At 65.4% G+C, this 16074-nt stretch carries 6 protein-coding genes; 3 read left to right on the top strand and 3 right to left on the bottom strand.

Going from position 1 to position 16074, the window contains the following annotated elements; genetic code table 11:
• Positions 1 to 56 precede the first annotated feature (56 nt).
• Complete coding sequence (locus tag M5J06_RS04165; protein ID WP_070563655.1) at positions 57 to 806, bottom strand: phosphoglyceromutase; 750 nt, start codon at positions 804 to 806, stop codon at positions 57 to 59.
• 43 nt (positions 807 to 849) lie between these two features.
• Positions 850 to 2115: a D-inositol-3-phosphate glycosyltransferase gene (gene mshA, locus M5J06_RS04160; protein WP_250224042.1), complete on the bottom strand. Its 1266-nt coding sequence runs from the start codon at positions 2113 to 2115 to the stop codon at positions 850 to 852.
• A 76-nt stretch (positions 2116 to 2191) separates the two neighbouring features.
• On the opposite strand from mshA, the gene M5J06_RS04155 reads away from it, so the two are divergent.
• Complete coding sequence (locus M5J06_RS04155; RefSeq protein ID WP_250224041.1) at positions 2192 to 3904, top strand: long-chain-fatty-acid--CoA ligase; 1713 nt, start codon at positions 2192 to 2194, stop codon at positions 3902 to 3904.
• Positions 3905 to 4083: 179 nt separating this feature from the next.
• Entirely contained in the window at positions 4084 to 5823 is a 1740-nt protein-coding gene (locus M5J06_RS04150) for a long-chain-fatty-acid--CoA ligase (protein ID WP_250224040.1), read from the top strand.
• On the opposite strand, the gene M5J06_RS04145 is transcribed toward M5J06_RS04150, so the two are convergent.
• Positions 5820 to 6746, bottom strand: coding sequence for a hypothetical protein (locus M5J06_RS04145; protein ID WP_250224039.1), 927 nt, complete (start codon positions 6744 to 6746; stop codon positions 5820 to 5822). The genes M5J06_RS04150 and M5J06_RS04145 overlap by 4 nt on opposite strands.
• Positions 6747 to 7115: 369 nt before the next feature.
• On the opposite strand from M5J06_RS04145, the gene M5J06_RS04140 reads away from it, so the two are divergent.
• Positions 7116 to 16025 carry a type I polyketide synthase gene (locus tag M5J06_RS04140; RefSeq protein WP_250224038.1) on the top strand — a complete coding sequence of 2970 codons (8910 nt, stop codon included), beginning with the start codon at positions 7116 to 7118 and terminating at the stop codon, positions 16023 to 16025.
• The last annotated feature ends 49 nt before the right edge of the window (positions 16026 to 16074 follow it).

The following is a 16074-nucleotide window of genomic DNA, read 5'->3' as shown; positions in this document are numbered from 1 at the left end:
ATCCCCAAGGAGTATAGGCTCCTTGGGGATCGTGCGCAGCATGTAGCGGTTTTCGGCTACTTCTTACCACCCTGCGCGGCCACGGCGGCGGCACCGGCAGCGGCAGCCTCCGGATCCAGGTAGGTGCCACCCGGGTTCACCACGGAACCGTCTTCGGCGATCTCGTAGACCAGCGGGATGCCCGTCGGAATATTGAGGCCAGCGATCTCCTCATCGGAGATCTGATCCAGGTGCTTGACCAGCGCGCGCAGGGAGTTGCCGTGTGCGGCGATGAGAACGGTCTCACCCTTCTTGGCACGCGGGAGGATCTCCTCCTCGAAGTAAGGAACGAAGCGCTCGACGACGTCCTTCAGGCACTCCGTACGCGGAACCTGATCCAGGTTGGCGTAGCGCGGGTCACCGGCCTGGGAGTACTCGGCGCCGTCCTCCAGCTCCGGCGGCGGGGTGCCGTAGGAGCGGCGCCATGCCATGAACTGTTCCTCGCCGTACTTATCCTTGGTCTCGGCCTTGTTGAGGCCCTGCAGTGCGCCGTAGTGGCGCTCGTTCAGGCGCCAATCGCGCACGACCGGAATCCAGTGGCGGTCTGCGGCATTAAGCGCAATGTTGGCCGTGCGGATGGCGCGGCGCAGGAGGGAGGTGTAAACAACATTCGGCAAGATGCCCTGTTCCTTGAGCAGCTCGCCGCCACGCTTGGCCTCACCCTCACCCTTGGCGGTGAGGTTGACATCAACCCAACCGGTGAACTGGTTGGACTCGTTCCATTCGGACTGTCCGTGTCGAAGTAGAATCAGCTTTCCGTTACTCATAAACACCAGCATGCCACGTTTTTCGGCAGCGCGTCAGGTGGTTTTAATATCCGATTGCCCGGCGCGCGTGACAGTCCGGGATCTCAATACTCATCGCATCGGCGTAGATGTTCTCCAGCTGGGCGGCAGCCGCCGCCCAGCTAAACTGCTGGGCATGATCGACGGCGGCTTCGCCCATGGCGATGCGGCGGGGGTCGTCGCCAAGCAACTGCTCCAAGGCGTCCGCCCAGTCCTGCGCCGAATGCGTGTGGACGAGCAAGCCCGTGTCACCATCCGCAACGGCGATGGGCAAGCCTCCGACTGCCGCCGCCACAACGGGTGTTCCGGAGGCCTGGGCCTCCATGGCCACCAGCCCAAAGGACTCGTTATAGCTGGGGACCGCGACAATATCCGCCGCCTGATAGATAGCTACGAGCTCCTGCGGCGGGCGCGGGCTCAGGAAGCGCACGACGCGCTCCACCCCCAGTTCACGGGCGAGGTTGTGGTAGGTATCAGGCGAGGAATTCGCCCCCGAGGCGCCACCACAAATAACCACGCGCAGGCGGCGATCCGGATCGCGCTCCATCAGCTCCGCCGTAGCGCGAATGAGCACGTCAGGGCCCTTGAATTTTTGCAGGCGGCCCACAAACGCCACCACCTTGGTGTGCAGCGGGATGCCCAGCTGGCGGCGCGCACGCTCCGTCATGCGGTCGGTGCCCGGGGTATAGAGTTCCGTGTCTGCACCCGGGGAGACCACAACGATATTGTCCGGCGACGCATCGTAGTGCTCGATCAGATCGCGGGTCTCCTGGGCGGTGTTGACCACCAGGATGTCAGCGTTATCCACCAGCTGCTGTTCACAGATGCGGCGTGCCTCAGTCTCTGGGGTGTCATCGAGCGTGCGGTGCACGTTCTTCACCGCGGCCAGCGTGTGCGCGGTGTGGACGAGGGGGATGTCCCACAGATCGCGCAACAACCAGCCCACCTGACCGGAAAGCCAGTAGTGAGAGTGGATGACGTCATAGTCCACCTCAAAGCAGCGCGCGAAGTTGTAGATCCCGCCCGTAAACGCAGCCAACTGGGTGGGCAGCTCTTCCTTGCTCAAACCCTCATAGGGCCCCGCCACAATGTTGATGACGCGCAGGCGCTCCTCGACGTCCACCACTTCCCCCTGACTGGGGCGCGTGGCACGAGTGAAAATATCGACCTCCACGCCGCGGCGTGCGAGCTGGCGAGCAGTGTTGAGAACGTAGACGTTCATGCCGCCCGCATCCCCGGAACCGGGCTGCTCGAGGGGCGAGGTATGCATGGAAATCATCGCGATGCGCATAATTTCCCAGTGTATCCCGAAACGACCCGCGTTATACTGGCCCGTACCTTAACCTACGCGACCGAAAGGTGAATCGATGTCGGCATACGAGTCCAAGGCGTGGCTCCAGCACTACCCAGAGTGGACACCACACAGCCTGGAATACGGGGGCACCACGCTTCTCGACGTTTACGACAACAACCTCGCGCTCCACCCCGACAAGCCGGCAACCTACTTCTTCGGCCGCACGCAGACCTACGCCGAGCTGGATAAGCAGGTCCGCCGCGCCGCCGCCGGCCTGCGCGCCTTCGGAGTGCGTCCGGGGGACCGCGTAGCCATCGTCGCCCCCAACTGCCCGCAGTTCATCGCCTCCTTCTGGGCCGTGCTCAAGCTGGGCGCCATCGCGGTTTTGCACAACCCCCTCTACACTGCCCACGAGCTGGAGGGCTTGTTTCAGAACCACGGCGCGCGCATCGCCATTTCCTGGGATAAGACGGCCTCCACCCTGGAGAAGCTGCGCCCAACGACCTCCCTGGAAACCGTCGTCTCCATCAATATGATCAACGCGATGCCGACTCCGCAGCGCTTGGCCCTGCGCCTGCCTATCCCGCCGCTGAAGTCCAAGCGCGATCAGCTCACCGCCCCGGCACCGAACACGGTGCCGTGGGAGTCCCTCGTTGGCAACGCCATTGGCGGCGATGGTTCTGACGTCCTCACCCCGGAGGACGTCACCAAGGACACCACCGCGCTCATCCTCTATACCTCCGGCACCACCGGCAGCCCCAAGGGCGCGGAGCTGACCCACGGCAACCTTTTCTCCAACCTGCTCATGGGCAAGCACTGGGTCCCGGGCCTGGGCGATTCCCCGGAGCGCATGCTCGCAGCCTTGCCGTTCTTCCACGCCTACGGCCTGACCATGAACGCCACCTTGGCGCCACTCATCGCCAGCGAATTGGTTCTGCTGCCGAGCCCGCAGATGCCGCTCATCATGGACCTGATGAAGAAGCACACCCCAACCTGGGTGCCGGGCGTGCCAACCCTGTACGAGCGCATCGTGGCGAAGGCGGAAGAAGATGACGTCTCCCTGGACGGCGTGCGCGCGGCTTTCTCCGGAGCGTCGACCCTGCCGGTCAATACCGTAGAGAAGTGGGAGAAGTACACCGGCGGCATGCTCGTGGAGGGCTATGGCCTGACGGAGTGTTCGCCCATCATCGTGGGCAACCCGATGAGTGACGCCCGCCGCCCCGGCTACGTGGGCATCCCCTTCCCGGATACCGAGATTCGCATTGCCAACCCGGACAACCTGGATGAGACCATGCCGGATGGCCAGGAAGGTGAAGTGCTGGCCCGCGGCCCGCAGATCTTTAAGGGCTACTTCGGCGATGAGGAAGCCACAGAGAAAGCCTTCCACAATGGCTGGTTCCGCACCGGCGATATGGGCGTGATGGAGGAAGACGGCTTTATCCGCCTGGTCAGCCGCATCAAGGAAATCATCATCACCGGCGGATTCAACGTCTACCCCGGTGAGGTTGAGGAAACACTGCTGGATCACCCAGACGTGGCGGAGGCAGCCGTGGTGGGCCGCCCGCGTTCGGACGGTTCGGAGGACGTCGTGGCCTGCATCGTGCTTAACGACGGCGCCGCGCTCGACCCCGAGGGCCTCAAGGACTACTGCCGCGAGCGTCTGACCCGCTACAAGGTGCCGCGCACCTTCTACCACTTCGAAAAGCTGGCCACCGACCAGCTGGGCAAGATTCGCCGCCGCGAGGTTCAGGCGGATCTGCTCGAGCGCCTCAAAGCGGAGAAGTAGCACTCCATAGCCCCGGAACCGATCCCTGCGTGATAAACGCACATCACCGGGGCTATTGATTTATCCCGAAAAGATTTCGTTACTGCAAGCAACTTTGCAAAGATTTGCGAGACTCCCGTCACAAATTAGTTATACTGTTTCACACATAACAAGTTTGACCACCTAAGGAGTTCGCGAACATGACCGAAGCCCCTGCTCAGGCCTCTTCCGCCTTTCAGACGAAAGCCTGGCTCCAGTACTACCCTGAGTGGACTAAACCTAATCTGGACTACGGCACCGAAACGCTTTTGGACTCCTACCGAGAGACCGTGGAGGAATTCGGCGACAGGCCGGCGACGTGGTTCTTCGGTCACCAGATGACCTACCGCGAACTCGATACCCACGTGCGCGCCGCCGCGGCGGGTCTCAAGGCCTTTGGCATCCGTCCCGGTGATCGCGTCGCTGTGGCACTGCCCAACTGCCCCCAACACGTGGCGGTGTTCTACGCCATCCTGAAACTGGGGGCGACCGTCGTGGAGCACAACCCGCTCTATACCGCGGCTGAGCTCGAGCCCCTCTTCCAGGATCACGCCGCCCGCGTGGCCGTGGTCTGGGATAAGGCGAGCCCCACCTTTGAGAAACTGCGTGATTCCACGCCGCTCGAAACGATTGTTACGGTCAACATGATCGAGGCCATGCCGCGCCGCAAGCAGCTGCTGTTGCGCTTGCCGCTTCCCATCATCAAGGACAAGCGCGCGGAGCTCTCAGTTGCCGCTCCCAATACCGTGCCGTGGAACGTGCTCACGGGGCGCGCCATCGGCGGGCAGGGCCACAAGCTAGAGGATGCGAAGGTCGATCTCAATGACACCGCACTCATTCTCTATACATCCGGAACCACCGGCAGGCCCAAAGGCGCGGAGCTGACCCACTCCAACCTGTATTGCAACATGAAGATGGCGGAAGCATGGGTGCCCGAATTGGGCAACAAGGCCGAGCGCATGCTCGCCGCCCTCCCCCTCTTCCATGTCTACGGTCTCACCCTCATCGCCGCTCTCGGCGTGCACATCGGCGGTGAGCTCGTCCTCACCCCAGCTCCCAAGGTGCCGCTCCTTCTCGAGATCATGAAGAAGCGCCGCCCTACCTGGATGCCGGGCGTACCCACGATCTACGCCAAGGTCATGGAGGCGGCTCAGGAACAGGGCATCGATCTGCACGGTATCGAGCACAGCCTGTCGGGCGCGGCGGCGCTACCGGCGGAGATCGTTGAGGAATGGGAAACGGTCACCGGCGGCCTGCTCGTGGAGGGATACGGGCTCACGGAAACCTCGCCGATCGTGGCCGCGAACCCGCTCAACAAGAACCGCCGCCCCGGCTACATCGGCATCCCCTTCCCGGATACCGAGGTGCGCATCGGCAACCCGGACAACCTCGATGAAACCCAGCCGGATGGCACCGCGGGCGAGCTCCTCGTGCGCGGACCGCAGGTATTCAAGGGCTATTTCAACATGCCGGAAGCCACCGAGCAGGCTTTCCACGACGGCTGGTACCGCACGGGCGACATGGCAGTTATGGAGTCCGATGGCTTCATCAAGATCGTCTCCCGCATCAAGGAAATGATCATTACCGGCGGCTTTAACATTTACCCAGCCGAGGTGGAAGACGTGATCCGCCAGCACCCAGACGTCACCAACGTAGCTGTCGTTGGCCGTCCGCGTGCGGATGGATCCGAGGACGTCGTGGCCTGCATCATCCTGGAGGACGGCGCGGTGCTCGACCCGGAGGGACTCAAGGACTACTGCCGCGAGCGCCTGACCCGATACAAGGTGCCGCGCACCTTCTACCACTTCGAGCACCTGGCCTCCGACCAACTGGGGAAGGTCCGCCGCCGCGAGGTGCAGAAGGACCTTTTGAAGCTGCTCGGAGAACAAGCACCGGCCTAGGCAGCCCGGTCGATATAGCGCATCACGCGCGTGGGATTGAAGGTTCGGTAGAAGGCCTCACCTGCTCCGACAAGCTGGCTCACCAACGTGCTGAGCTGGCAATTTAGCTGCTCGTCGGTGTAGCCCCACTTCGTGGGAATACGGGCCGTTGTCACCAGAACCAGGTCCTGTTCTTCGCCGCCATCGAGGTTCACTACCTCGATGCGCGCGGAGTAGACGTATTGATCATCATTCATAAACTCGGCCCAGCGCACGAGCGCATCAAGGTCGCAAGCACAGCGTCCGGAGGGTGTGACGAGGCTGAGTTCAATATCTCCGGAGCCATCACGCGCGGATTCAATAGTGATCGCGTGTTCATTGATAAGGATGCTCACCGCCCCATTCCGGTGATCCACCACGTGGACGGGCGTACCCATCATCGCCAGGCGCGTAGCTCGCTCGTGGACCCGCCACATCCCCACTACTGAAACACCATAAGCCTCGCTGAAATAGTGGGGCGACACCGGCTTGATCCCGGCCCCTTTGCGCGGCTTCGAGGGATGCTCCGGAAACTGCTCATCCAGGCGCGCGAAGACCGCTGACATTTCGACTGCATAGCCCGCGATGATGCTCTTTAGCTGAGCATTCGTGGCCGTCGACGGCAGATAAGGCGGTGCAAAGATCCGCAAGTGGGTGTGCATGTCGGAGCTTCCACAGGGCTCGGCCACGAGGTTGCCGGAGATTCCACCGCCGTTGAGATCGTTGACCTCCATGCGCAAAGGCTGCCGGTCCGGATCGAAGCACACGGCGCCACCCCAATACCCGAGCACGCAGAGGCCGCCCATCTCCTCGTTGACGTCGATGCTTAAGAATCCGCCGGCAATCTTGATGGTGGGCAAGCCGGTTGAGGAATCCTCCTCAAGCTTGCCTGCCAGCTTGGTCATGGTTTTGATAACTCGGCTCTTGCCAATCCGAGCCGGTGTCTTGATTGTTTTCTCAGTTGCTGATTGAGACATTGTCCCCCCTTGATTTTCTTTTCTCTATGCTGCGCGAACCGTTGCTGAGCCACCCCGCTCCTCCCCGAGCCGCCGCAGTGAGGCCAAGAATACAAAAGGTTGCGCAATTTCGCGCGGCGGGCCCCTAAAGAGTGCACCCGCGCCCAAACGTGAGAAAAACCTCACATTTTCCGCGCGGGAGACACCTATACGCAAGGGCTTCGACTACGGTGGCTCATCATGATTGTTCTGTAGGGCTAACTAAGTCTGCCCGCAGCTCTTCATCACACCGTTCCCCATCAGCTCAAAAGAGGAAAGATGCCTGTAACTATGCTGCATTCCATGCCCCGCCCGGCCGTGCTTTTCGCCGGACAAGGCTCCGATTGGCAAGGTTTCATCGCCACCGCCGCGCAGACTGCCGCCACTGCCGAATCCCTACGTGAAGCCCTCGCCCAAGCCCGCAGCCTCACCGGCCCCGCCGCACGCACCATCGCCTCCACCTGCCCCGGCGCGCTGGAGCGCCTCGAGCAGCTCATCGCTGGTTCCACCGAGTCCACTACCCTCGACTCGCTGCCTGCGGTATCCATCCCGGGCATCGTCCTGGGCCAGATTGCCGCCATCGAGCAGCTGCGTGACCTAGGCGTCGACATCGATGAGCGCGCTGGGCATTCGCAGGGAAGCTTGGGCGCGTTGGCCGTCGACAAGCCGGCGCACGCCCTCGCCCTGGCCATCCTGATGGGGACCGCTGCCAGTGCGGTCAATGGCTCCGATCCGCGCTCCCAGATGCTGTCTGTCCGTGGCCTGGAGCGCGGCTTCGTCACTGAGCATCTGCACGGCACCGCCGCCATCGCCGTGGTCAACGGCCGCCGCCACTTTGCGCTTTCCGGCAGCCCGGAGGACCTGGCCGCCACCCGCACCGTCATCGAAGAGGCCGTCAAGGGCTTCAACGCCGAGCTGGAGAAGCGCACCATCGGCGGCGATGAGCTCAGCCCGCGTTTCGATGAGCTGCCCGTGGCCCTTCCCTTCCACAATCCGGTGCTGGCCATGGCGGCCGAGCGCACCGTGGCGCTGGCTCAGAAGTGCGGCCTCGACGTCGATGAGGCCCGCGCGCAGGCCGAGGCCATCCTGGTCAACGAACACGATTGGCCGGCCACGCTGGCCGCGCTCAGGTCCGAACACCTCATCGTTCTGGACCGCGCGCTGACCACCCTCACCCGCCGCGTGGTGGAGGGAACGGGTGTCACGGTGGTCTCGGCCGCCACCCCGCAGGAGCTCAATGCGCTGGCCACCCCGGGCGCTGAACTGCCCAGGGCCCTCAACTACGCCGACTTCGCCCCGCGCACCATCGAGCTTCCCAATGGTCGCACCTACACCCAGACCCGCTTCTCCGATCTCACGGGCCTGTCCCCCATCATGCTGGGCGGCATGACGCCGACGTCTGCTGACGGTGAGATCGTCGCCGCGGCGGCCAACGCCGGGCACTGGACGGAGATGGCCGGCGGCGGCATGTACTCCGATGAGGTCTTCCGCGCCCACCTGGCCACCATGGAAAAGCACCTGCGCCCCGGCCGCACGGCACAGTTCAACACCATGTTCTTCGACCGTTTCCTGTGGAACCTGCACTTTGGCCAGGCGCGCATCGTGCCCAAGGCCCGCGCGGCCGGTGCGGCTTTCAACGGCGTGTGCATCTCCGCCGGCATTCCGGAGGTAGAGGAAGCCGGCGAGCTGCTGGACCGTCTCCACGCCGATGGCTTCCCCTTCATCTCCTTCAAGCCCGGCACCGCAAAGCAGATCCGGGATGTCCTGGCCATCGCCACGGCTTACCCGGAGGACCGCATCATCATGCAGGTCGAGGACGGCCACGCCGGCGGCCACCACTCCTGGGTCAACCTGGATGACATGCTGCTGGATACCTACGCCGAAATCCGCCAGCACCCCAACGTCTACCTGGCAGTGGGCGGCGGCATCGCCTCCCCGGACCGCGCCACCTCTTACCTCACCGGTGAGTGGGCGATAAAGCACGGTCTGCCCGCCATGCCTGTCGACGCCGTCTTCATCGGCACCGTCGCCATGGCCACCAGGGAGGCCAAGGCCACCGATTCCGTCAAAGACCTGTTGGTCAACACGGAAGGCATTTCGCCTTCCAAGAACGGCGGATGGGTCGGCCGCGGAACCGGCGCACACGGCGTGGCGTCCTCCCAGTCCCACCTGCTGGCGGACATCCACGACCTGGATAATTCCTTCGCAGCGGCCTCGCGCCTGATTACGTCCCTGAGCATCGAGGAGTACCCGGCGCACCGCCAGGAGATCATCGACGCCCTGGCCAAGACCTGCAAGCCCTACTTCGGCGACGTGGAATCCATGACCTACGCGGAGTGGCTGGAGCGCTTCGTGGAGCTGGCCCACCCGTTCGTGGATCCCAGCTGGGATGACCGCTTCCTCGATCTCCTCCACCGCGTTGAGGCCCGCCTGAACCCGGCCGACCACGGCCAGATTGAAACACTCTTCACCAGCGTTGAGGATGTCCACGATGCCCCGCAGGCCGTGGCCAAGCTGTTGGCCGAATACCCCGCCGCACGTACCACCGAGGTCTCCGCGCGCGATGCCGCCTGGTGGATTTCGCTGCACTATAAGCACGTCAAGCCCATGCCGTGGGTACCGGCCCTGGACGGTGACCTGAAGTCCTGGTTCGGCAAGGACACCCTCTGGCAGGCCCAGGATGAGCGCTATTCCGCCGACCAGGTGCGCATCATCCCGGGCCCCGTAGCCGTGGCCGGCATTACCAAGAAGAACGAGCCGGTGGCAGAGTTGCTCGCCCGCTTCGAGCAGGCCACCACGGATGCGCTGCTGGAGCAGGGCTCGACCCCGCAGAAGGCCTTCTCCCGCCTGAATTCCGCCGCCGATGAGGCCGAGTTCCTGCGTACTTCTCCTACCCTGCTGTGGCACGGCCACCTCATGGCCAACCCGGCTTATGAGATGGATGAGAACGCCTTCGACCTGCGTCAGGATGCCGAGGGCAACTGGGAGATCGTCATCACCGCGGACTCCTACTGGGATGACCTGCCGGAGGAGCAGCGCCCCTTCTACGTTCGCGAGGTCACCGTCCCAGTGGACCTGCCGGAGGATGTAGCCACGGGTGGCTCCCCGGTGGTCTCCGAGGAGCGCCTACCCAACTCCGTCTTCACCCTCTTGGAGGGGCTGGCCGGTGTCGGCTCCACCGCGGAGCAGGGCGATGAGATTACGGAGATGCCCACCGTCGAGTCCGGCTACTCCTTCCACTTCCCTGCTTCGCTGCTCTCCGCACACAGCGCGGTGACCTGCGGCGATGCCGCAGCCGAGAAGGCCGGCACCCCGGATGTTCTGGTCGGCCCCTGCTGGCCGGCCATCTATGCCGCGCTCGGCTCCGGACGCCTGGAGGATGGTTACCCGGTCATCGAGGGCCTGCTCAACGCGGTGCACCTGGACCACGTCATCGACGTGCGCGTACCGCTGGAGCAGCTTGCCGACGGCCGCCAGATCGACGTCACCTCCTCCTGCACCGCCATCGAGGAATCCGTCTCCGGGCGCATCGTCACGGTCGAGCTCGAGCTCAAGGATCACGCTTCCGGTGGCATCGTGGCCACGCAGCTGCACCGCTTTGCCATCCGCGGCCGCGCCACCGGCACCGCCGCACCGAGCCAGGCACCGGAGTGGGGCGGCGGCAAGTCCGCCACCAAGGTGGTGCCGACCCCGCGTTCCTTCGTCGACCGCGCCACCGTCACCGCCCCGCAGGACATGACGCCCTTCGCGCTGGTCTCCGGCGACTATAACCCGATCCACACCTCTTATAACGCGGCCCAGCTGGTGAACCTGCAGGCACCGCTGGTGCATGGCATGTGGCTCTCGGCCGCCGCGCAGCAAGTGGCCGGACGCCACGGCCGCGTGGTGGGCTGGACCTATTCCATGTACGGCATGGTGCAACTGGGTGATGACATCGAGGTCACCGTCGAACGCGTCGGCCGCAAGGGCATCCACCAGGCCCTCGAGGTCACCTGCCGCATCGAGGGCGAGGTGGTCTCCCGCGGCCAGGCGCTGCTCGCCGCGCCGACCACGGCGTATGTCTACCCCGGCCAGGGCATCCAGGCCGAAGGCATGGGCAAGGGCGACCGCCAGGCCTCCCCGGCAGCGCGCGAAGCGTGGCGCCGTGCTGATGCGCATACCCGCGAGAACCTGGGCTTTAGCATCCAGAAGATCATCGATGAGAACCCGACGGAACTCACCGTTCGCGGCACCACCTTCCGCCACCCGCAGGGCGTGCTGCACCTGACCCAGTTCACGCAGGTGGCCCTGGCCGTGGTGGCCTATGCCCAGACCGAGCGCCTGCGCGCCGAGGATGCCCTGGCCCCGACCTCCTACTTCGCCGGCCACTCCCTGGGCGAGTACACCGCGCTGGCCTCGCTGGCGAATATCTTTGACCTCGAAGGTGTCATCGACATCGTCTACTCCCGCGGCTCCGCCATGGGCAACCTGGTCCCGCGCGATGCGGAGGGCAACTCCGAGTACGCCATGGCGGCACTGCGCCCGAACATGGCCGGCATTGACGCAGACAACGTTGACGCCTGGGTGGCTGAGGTCGCCGAGGCCACCGGAGAGTTCCTGGAGATTGTTAACTACAACATCCGCGGCCAACAGTACTCCGTCGCCGGCACCAAGAAGGGGCTGAAGGCCCTGGTGGACAAGGCCAATGCCATCGCCCCGCGCGCGGCGGTCATGGTCCCGGGCATCGATGTTCCTTTCCACTCCCGCGTGCTGCACGAGGGCGTTCCGGCCTTCGCAGAGAAGCTCGATGAGCTCCTGCCGCAGGAGCTGGATCTGGATGCCCTGGTAGGCCGCTACATTCCGAACCTGGTGGCCCGCCCCTTCGAGCTGACCCAGGACTTCGTCGACGCCGTGGCACCGCTTGCCCCCTCCGGCAAGCTGGACGGCCTGCAGGTGGAGAGCCTCTCCGAGCACGAGCTCGCCCGCCTGCTGCTCGTCGAGCTGTTGTCCTGGCAGTTCGCCTCCCCTGTGCGCTGGATCGAAACCCAGGAACTCCTCTTTGGCAAGGTCGAGCAGATCATCGAGGTCGGCCTGGCTTCTTCCCCGACGCTGACCAACCTGGCCACCCGCTCGCTAGCCGTCGCCGGAATCCCGGAAGGCACCATCCGCGTGCTCAACGTGGAGCGCGACCAAGAGCAGGTCATGCTTGCCGACGTCTCCGAAGCCCCCGCCGCCGCACCGGCTGCGGAATCCGACGCCGAAGAGGCACCGCAGGCGAGCGAAGCACCAGTCGAAACTGCCGAGGCTCCGGCCGCCGCACCAGCTCCTGCACCTACCGCGGCAGCTGCGAGCGACGCCCCCGAACTGCGCTTTGGTGCCGCCGAGGCCATCATGGTGCTCTTCGCCTTCCAGAACAAGATCCGCGTGGACCAGATCACGGACTCCGACACCGTGGAGGAGCTGACCAACGGAGTGTCCTCGCGCCGCAACCAGCTGCTCATGGACATGTCCGCAGAAATCGGCGTGCCGGCCATCGATGGCGCCGCCGATGCCGACGTGGCCACGCTGTGCGAGAAGGTCGCCACCGCCGCCCCGGGCTACTCCGCTTTCGGCCCAGTGCTGGGTGAGGCCGTCGGCGCGCGCCTGCGCCAGCTCTTCGGCGCTGCGGGTCTCAAGCCCACCGCCGTGGCGGACTACGTCACCGGCACCTGGGGCCTGCCCGAATCCTGGGTTGCCCACGTCGAGGCAGAGATCCTGCTGGGCTCCCGCGAGGAGGACTCCGTGCGCGGAGGCTCGCTGAACACCGTGCCGGCGAGCGCCACCTCGAAGTCCGCAGCACACGAGCTGATCGACGCCGCCGTCCAGGCCGTCGCCGCTACCCACGGTGCGTCCGTATCCAAGGGCGCTGCCGCAGGTGGTGCAGGTGGCGGTGCCGTGGTCGACTCCGCTGCTTTGGATGCCTTCGCCGAGACCGTCACCGGTGAGAACGGCGTGCTGGCCACGGCCGCCCGCCAGGTGCTCTCCCAGCTGGGTTTGGACTCCGAACCGGAGCTCATCGAGGCACCTGATACGACCGTCATCGATGCCGTTGAGGCAGAGCTCGGCTCCGGCTGGCTCAAGTCCGTCACGCCGTCCTTCGACGCCAACAAGGCCGTGCTTTTCGACGACTCCTGGGCCATCGCCCGCGAGCGCCTCGCCCGCGTGGCGCTGGGTCAGGCCGAGTACCCGGTGGACAGCTTCCGCGGTGCCGGCGAGGATCTAGCTCGCCAGGCCCACTGGTGGAAGCGCGAAGACATCGCGCAGGCCGCCGTGGACACCACCCCCGGCGCGTTCGCCGGTGAGGTTGCCCTGGTCACGGGCGCTGCGCCGGGTTCGATCGCCACCGCGCTGGTGGAGCGCCTGCTGGAGGGCGGCGCGACGGTCATCATGACCGCATCCCGCGTGAGCCAGGCCCGCAAGGAATTCGCGCGCACGCTCTACGCTGAGCACGGCGCTGCCGGTTCCGCCCTGTGGCTGGTCCCGGCGAACCTGTCGAGCTTCCGCGATATTGACGCCCTCATCGACTGGATCGGCACTGAGCAGCGCGAGTCCGTGGGCAACGAGGTCAAGATTCTCAAGCCTGCGCTGACCCCGACGCTGGCCTTCCCCTTCGCCGCGCCGAGCGTCTCCGGCTCGCTGGCGGATGCCTCCGGAACGACCGAGACGCAGGCCCGCCTGTTGCTGTGGTCCGTCGAGCGCACCATTGCGGGGCTGGCGAGGTTGAGCCAGGGGGACGTCGACAAGCGCTGCCATGTCGTCCTGCCGGGCTCGCCCAACCGCGGCACCTTCGGCGGCGACGGCGCCTACGGCGAGGTCAAGGCAGCACTCGATGCCATCCTCAACAAGTGGAAGGTCGAGGCCGGCTGGCCGCAGGGTGTCACCCTGGCGCAGGCGAAGATCGGCTGGGTGGCTGGCACGCACCTCATGGGCGGCAACGATGGGCTGGTGCCCGCCGCCGAGAAGGCCGGCATCAAGGTGTGGAGCCCAGAGGAGATTTCCACCGAGCTCATGGACCTGGCCAGCGCCGACTCGCGCGCGCAAGCAGCGCATGCCCCGGTGGAGAAGGACCTCACCGGCGGTCTGGAAGGCTTCTCCCTCACCGTGCTTGCTGCCGGTGCGGAAACCGCTAACGCAGTTCCGCACGAAGATATGGAAGCCCCCGCGACCATCACCGCGCTGCCCAACCAGGTGCAGGCGGTTCAGCCTGGCTTGGAGGAAGAAGTTGGCCAGGTCACCACGGACCTGGAGGATATGGTGGTCATCGCTGGTATCGGCGAGGTCTCCTCATGGGGTTCCGGCCGCACGCGCTTCGAGGCCGAGTTTGGTCTGCAGCGTGATGGTTCCGCGGAGCTGACCGCCGCCGGTGTGCTGGAGCTGGCGTGGATGACCGGGCTGGTGGAATGGCGCGAGGATCCACACCCGGGCTGGTTCGTGGTGGAGAGCGATGAAGAGATCGCCGAGGAGGACATCTTCGAGCGCTTCCGCGATGAGGTCGTCGCACGCTCCGGCGTGCGCACGCTGACCGATAAGTACCACCTCACCGACCGCGGTTCCATCGACCTGACCACCGTCTTCCTGGACCGCGACGTCACCTTCACCGTGGATTCGGAGGCCACCGCCCGCGATATCCAGGCGGCGGACCCGGAGTTCGTCAGCATCGCCGAAGTGGACGGCGAATGGCAGGTCACCCGCCGCCAGGGTGCCACCGTCAAGGTGCCGCGCAAGGCCACGCTGACCCGCACCGTCGCCGCGCAGATGCCGGATGACTTCGACGCCGCCAAGTGGGGAATCCCGGAGCACATGCTCGACTCCCTCGACCGCATGGCGGTGTGGAACCTGGTCACGGCGGTGGATGCCTTCACCCAGGCCGGCTTCTCCCCGGCGGAGCTGCTGCGCTCCATCCACCCGGGCCAGGTGGCCACCACGCAGGGCACCGGTATCGGCGGCATGGAATCCCTGCACAAGGTCTTCGTCACTCGCTTCCTCGGCGAGGAGCGCCCGTCCGACATCCTGCAGGAGGCCCTGCCCAACGTCATCGCGGCGCACACCATGCAGTCGCTCGTGGGCGGCTACGGTTCCATGATTCACCCCATCGGCGCCTGCGCTACCGCAGCGGTGTCGATTGAGGAGGCCGTGGACAAGATGGCCCTGGGCAAGGCCGATGTGGTCGTGGCCGGCGGTATCGACGATGTCCAAGTGGAATCCCTCCAGGGCTTCGGTGACATGAACGCCACCGCGGAGACCGCGAAAATGACCGCCAAGGGCATCGATGATCGCTTCATCTCCCGCGCCAACGACCGCCGCCGCGGCGGCTTCCTCGAAGGCGAGGGCGGCGGCACGGTCCTGCTAGTTCGCGCCTCACTAGCAGCCGACTTAGGACTGCCAGTACTCGCGGTGGTCGCGCACGCTGCCTCCTATGGAGACGGCGCCCACACCTCCATCCCGGCCCCTGGACTGGGTGCGCTGGGCGCTGGCCGCGGCCGAGAGAACTCCCGCCTGGCGCGCTCGCTGCGCGGTCTGGGCCTGACGCCCAACGACGTCAGCGTCCTGTCCAAGCACGACACCTCCACCAACGCCAACGACCCCAACGAGTCGGAGCTGCACTCCCTGCTGTGGCCGGCGATTGGCCGCGATGAGGATCAGCCGATGTTCGTCATCTCCCAGAAGACGCTCACCGGCCACTCCAAGGCGGGTGCCGCGCTCTTCCAGACCGGCGGCATCATCGATGTCTTCCGCACGCACCGCATCCCGGCGAATGTGTCCCTGGACTGCGTCGACCCGCTCATCGCCCCAAAGGCGCCGAACCTGGTGTGGCTGCGCTCCCCGCTGGACCTCGCCGCGGCGGGCCACAGCGTGAAGGCCGCGGCGCTGACCTCGCTCGGCTTCGGCCACGTCAGCGCGCTCATCGTCTACGCCCACCCAGGCGTGTTCGAGCAGGCCGTGTCCCAGCAGCGCGGGGCGGATGCCGCCGCCCAGTGGCGTGAGCGCGCCAAGCAGCGCCTGCGCGCCGGCCGCGCCCACTTCGAGGCCGGCATGCTGGGCCGCGCCCCGCTCTTCGAGGTCATCGAGGGCCGCCGCCTCCCGGCACGCGACGCCAAGGCCGCCGAGATTGCCATGCTTCTCGACGACTCCGCGCGCCTCACCGAAGACGGCACCTACCCCTCCGCCTAAGGCGCTAGCCTCTAACAACAAGCGCTAAGAACAAGCCGAGGACGTCCGC

It is taken from the genome of Corynebacterium intestinale, assembly GCF_023574125.1.
Classification (GTDB): domain Bacteria; phylum Actinomycetota; class Actinomycetes; order Mycobacteriales; family Mycobacteriaceae; genus Corynebacterium; species Corynebacterium hesseae.
This window is presented reverse-complemented; position numbering and strand designations above follow the sequence as displayed.

Coding starts and splice junctions, on each gene's coding strand:
- mshA (WP_250224042.1), bottom strand. CDS start 2,115: ATGCGCATCGCGATGATTTCCATGCATACCTCGCCCCTCGAGCAGCCC.
- M5J06_RS04140 (WP_250224038.1), top strand. CDS start 7,116: ATGCCTGTAACTATGCTGCATTCCATGCCCCGCCCGGCCGTGCTTTTC.
- M5J06_RS04155 (WP_250224041.1), top strand. CDS start 2,192: ATGTCGGCATACGAGTCCAAGGCGTGGCTCCAGCACTACCCAGAGTGG.
- M5J06_RS04150 (WP_250224040.1), top strand. CDS start 4,084: ATGACCGAAGCCCCTGCTCAGGCCTCTTCCGCCTTTCAGACGAAAGCC.
- M5J06_RS04145 (WP_250224039.1), bottom strand. CDS start 6,746: ATGACCAAGCTGGCAGGCAAGCTTGAGGAGGATTCCTCAACCGGCTTG.
- M5J06_RS04165 (WP_070563655.1), bottom strand. CDS start 806: ATGAGTAACGGAAAGCTGATTCTACTTCGACACGGACAGTCCGAATGG.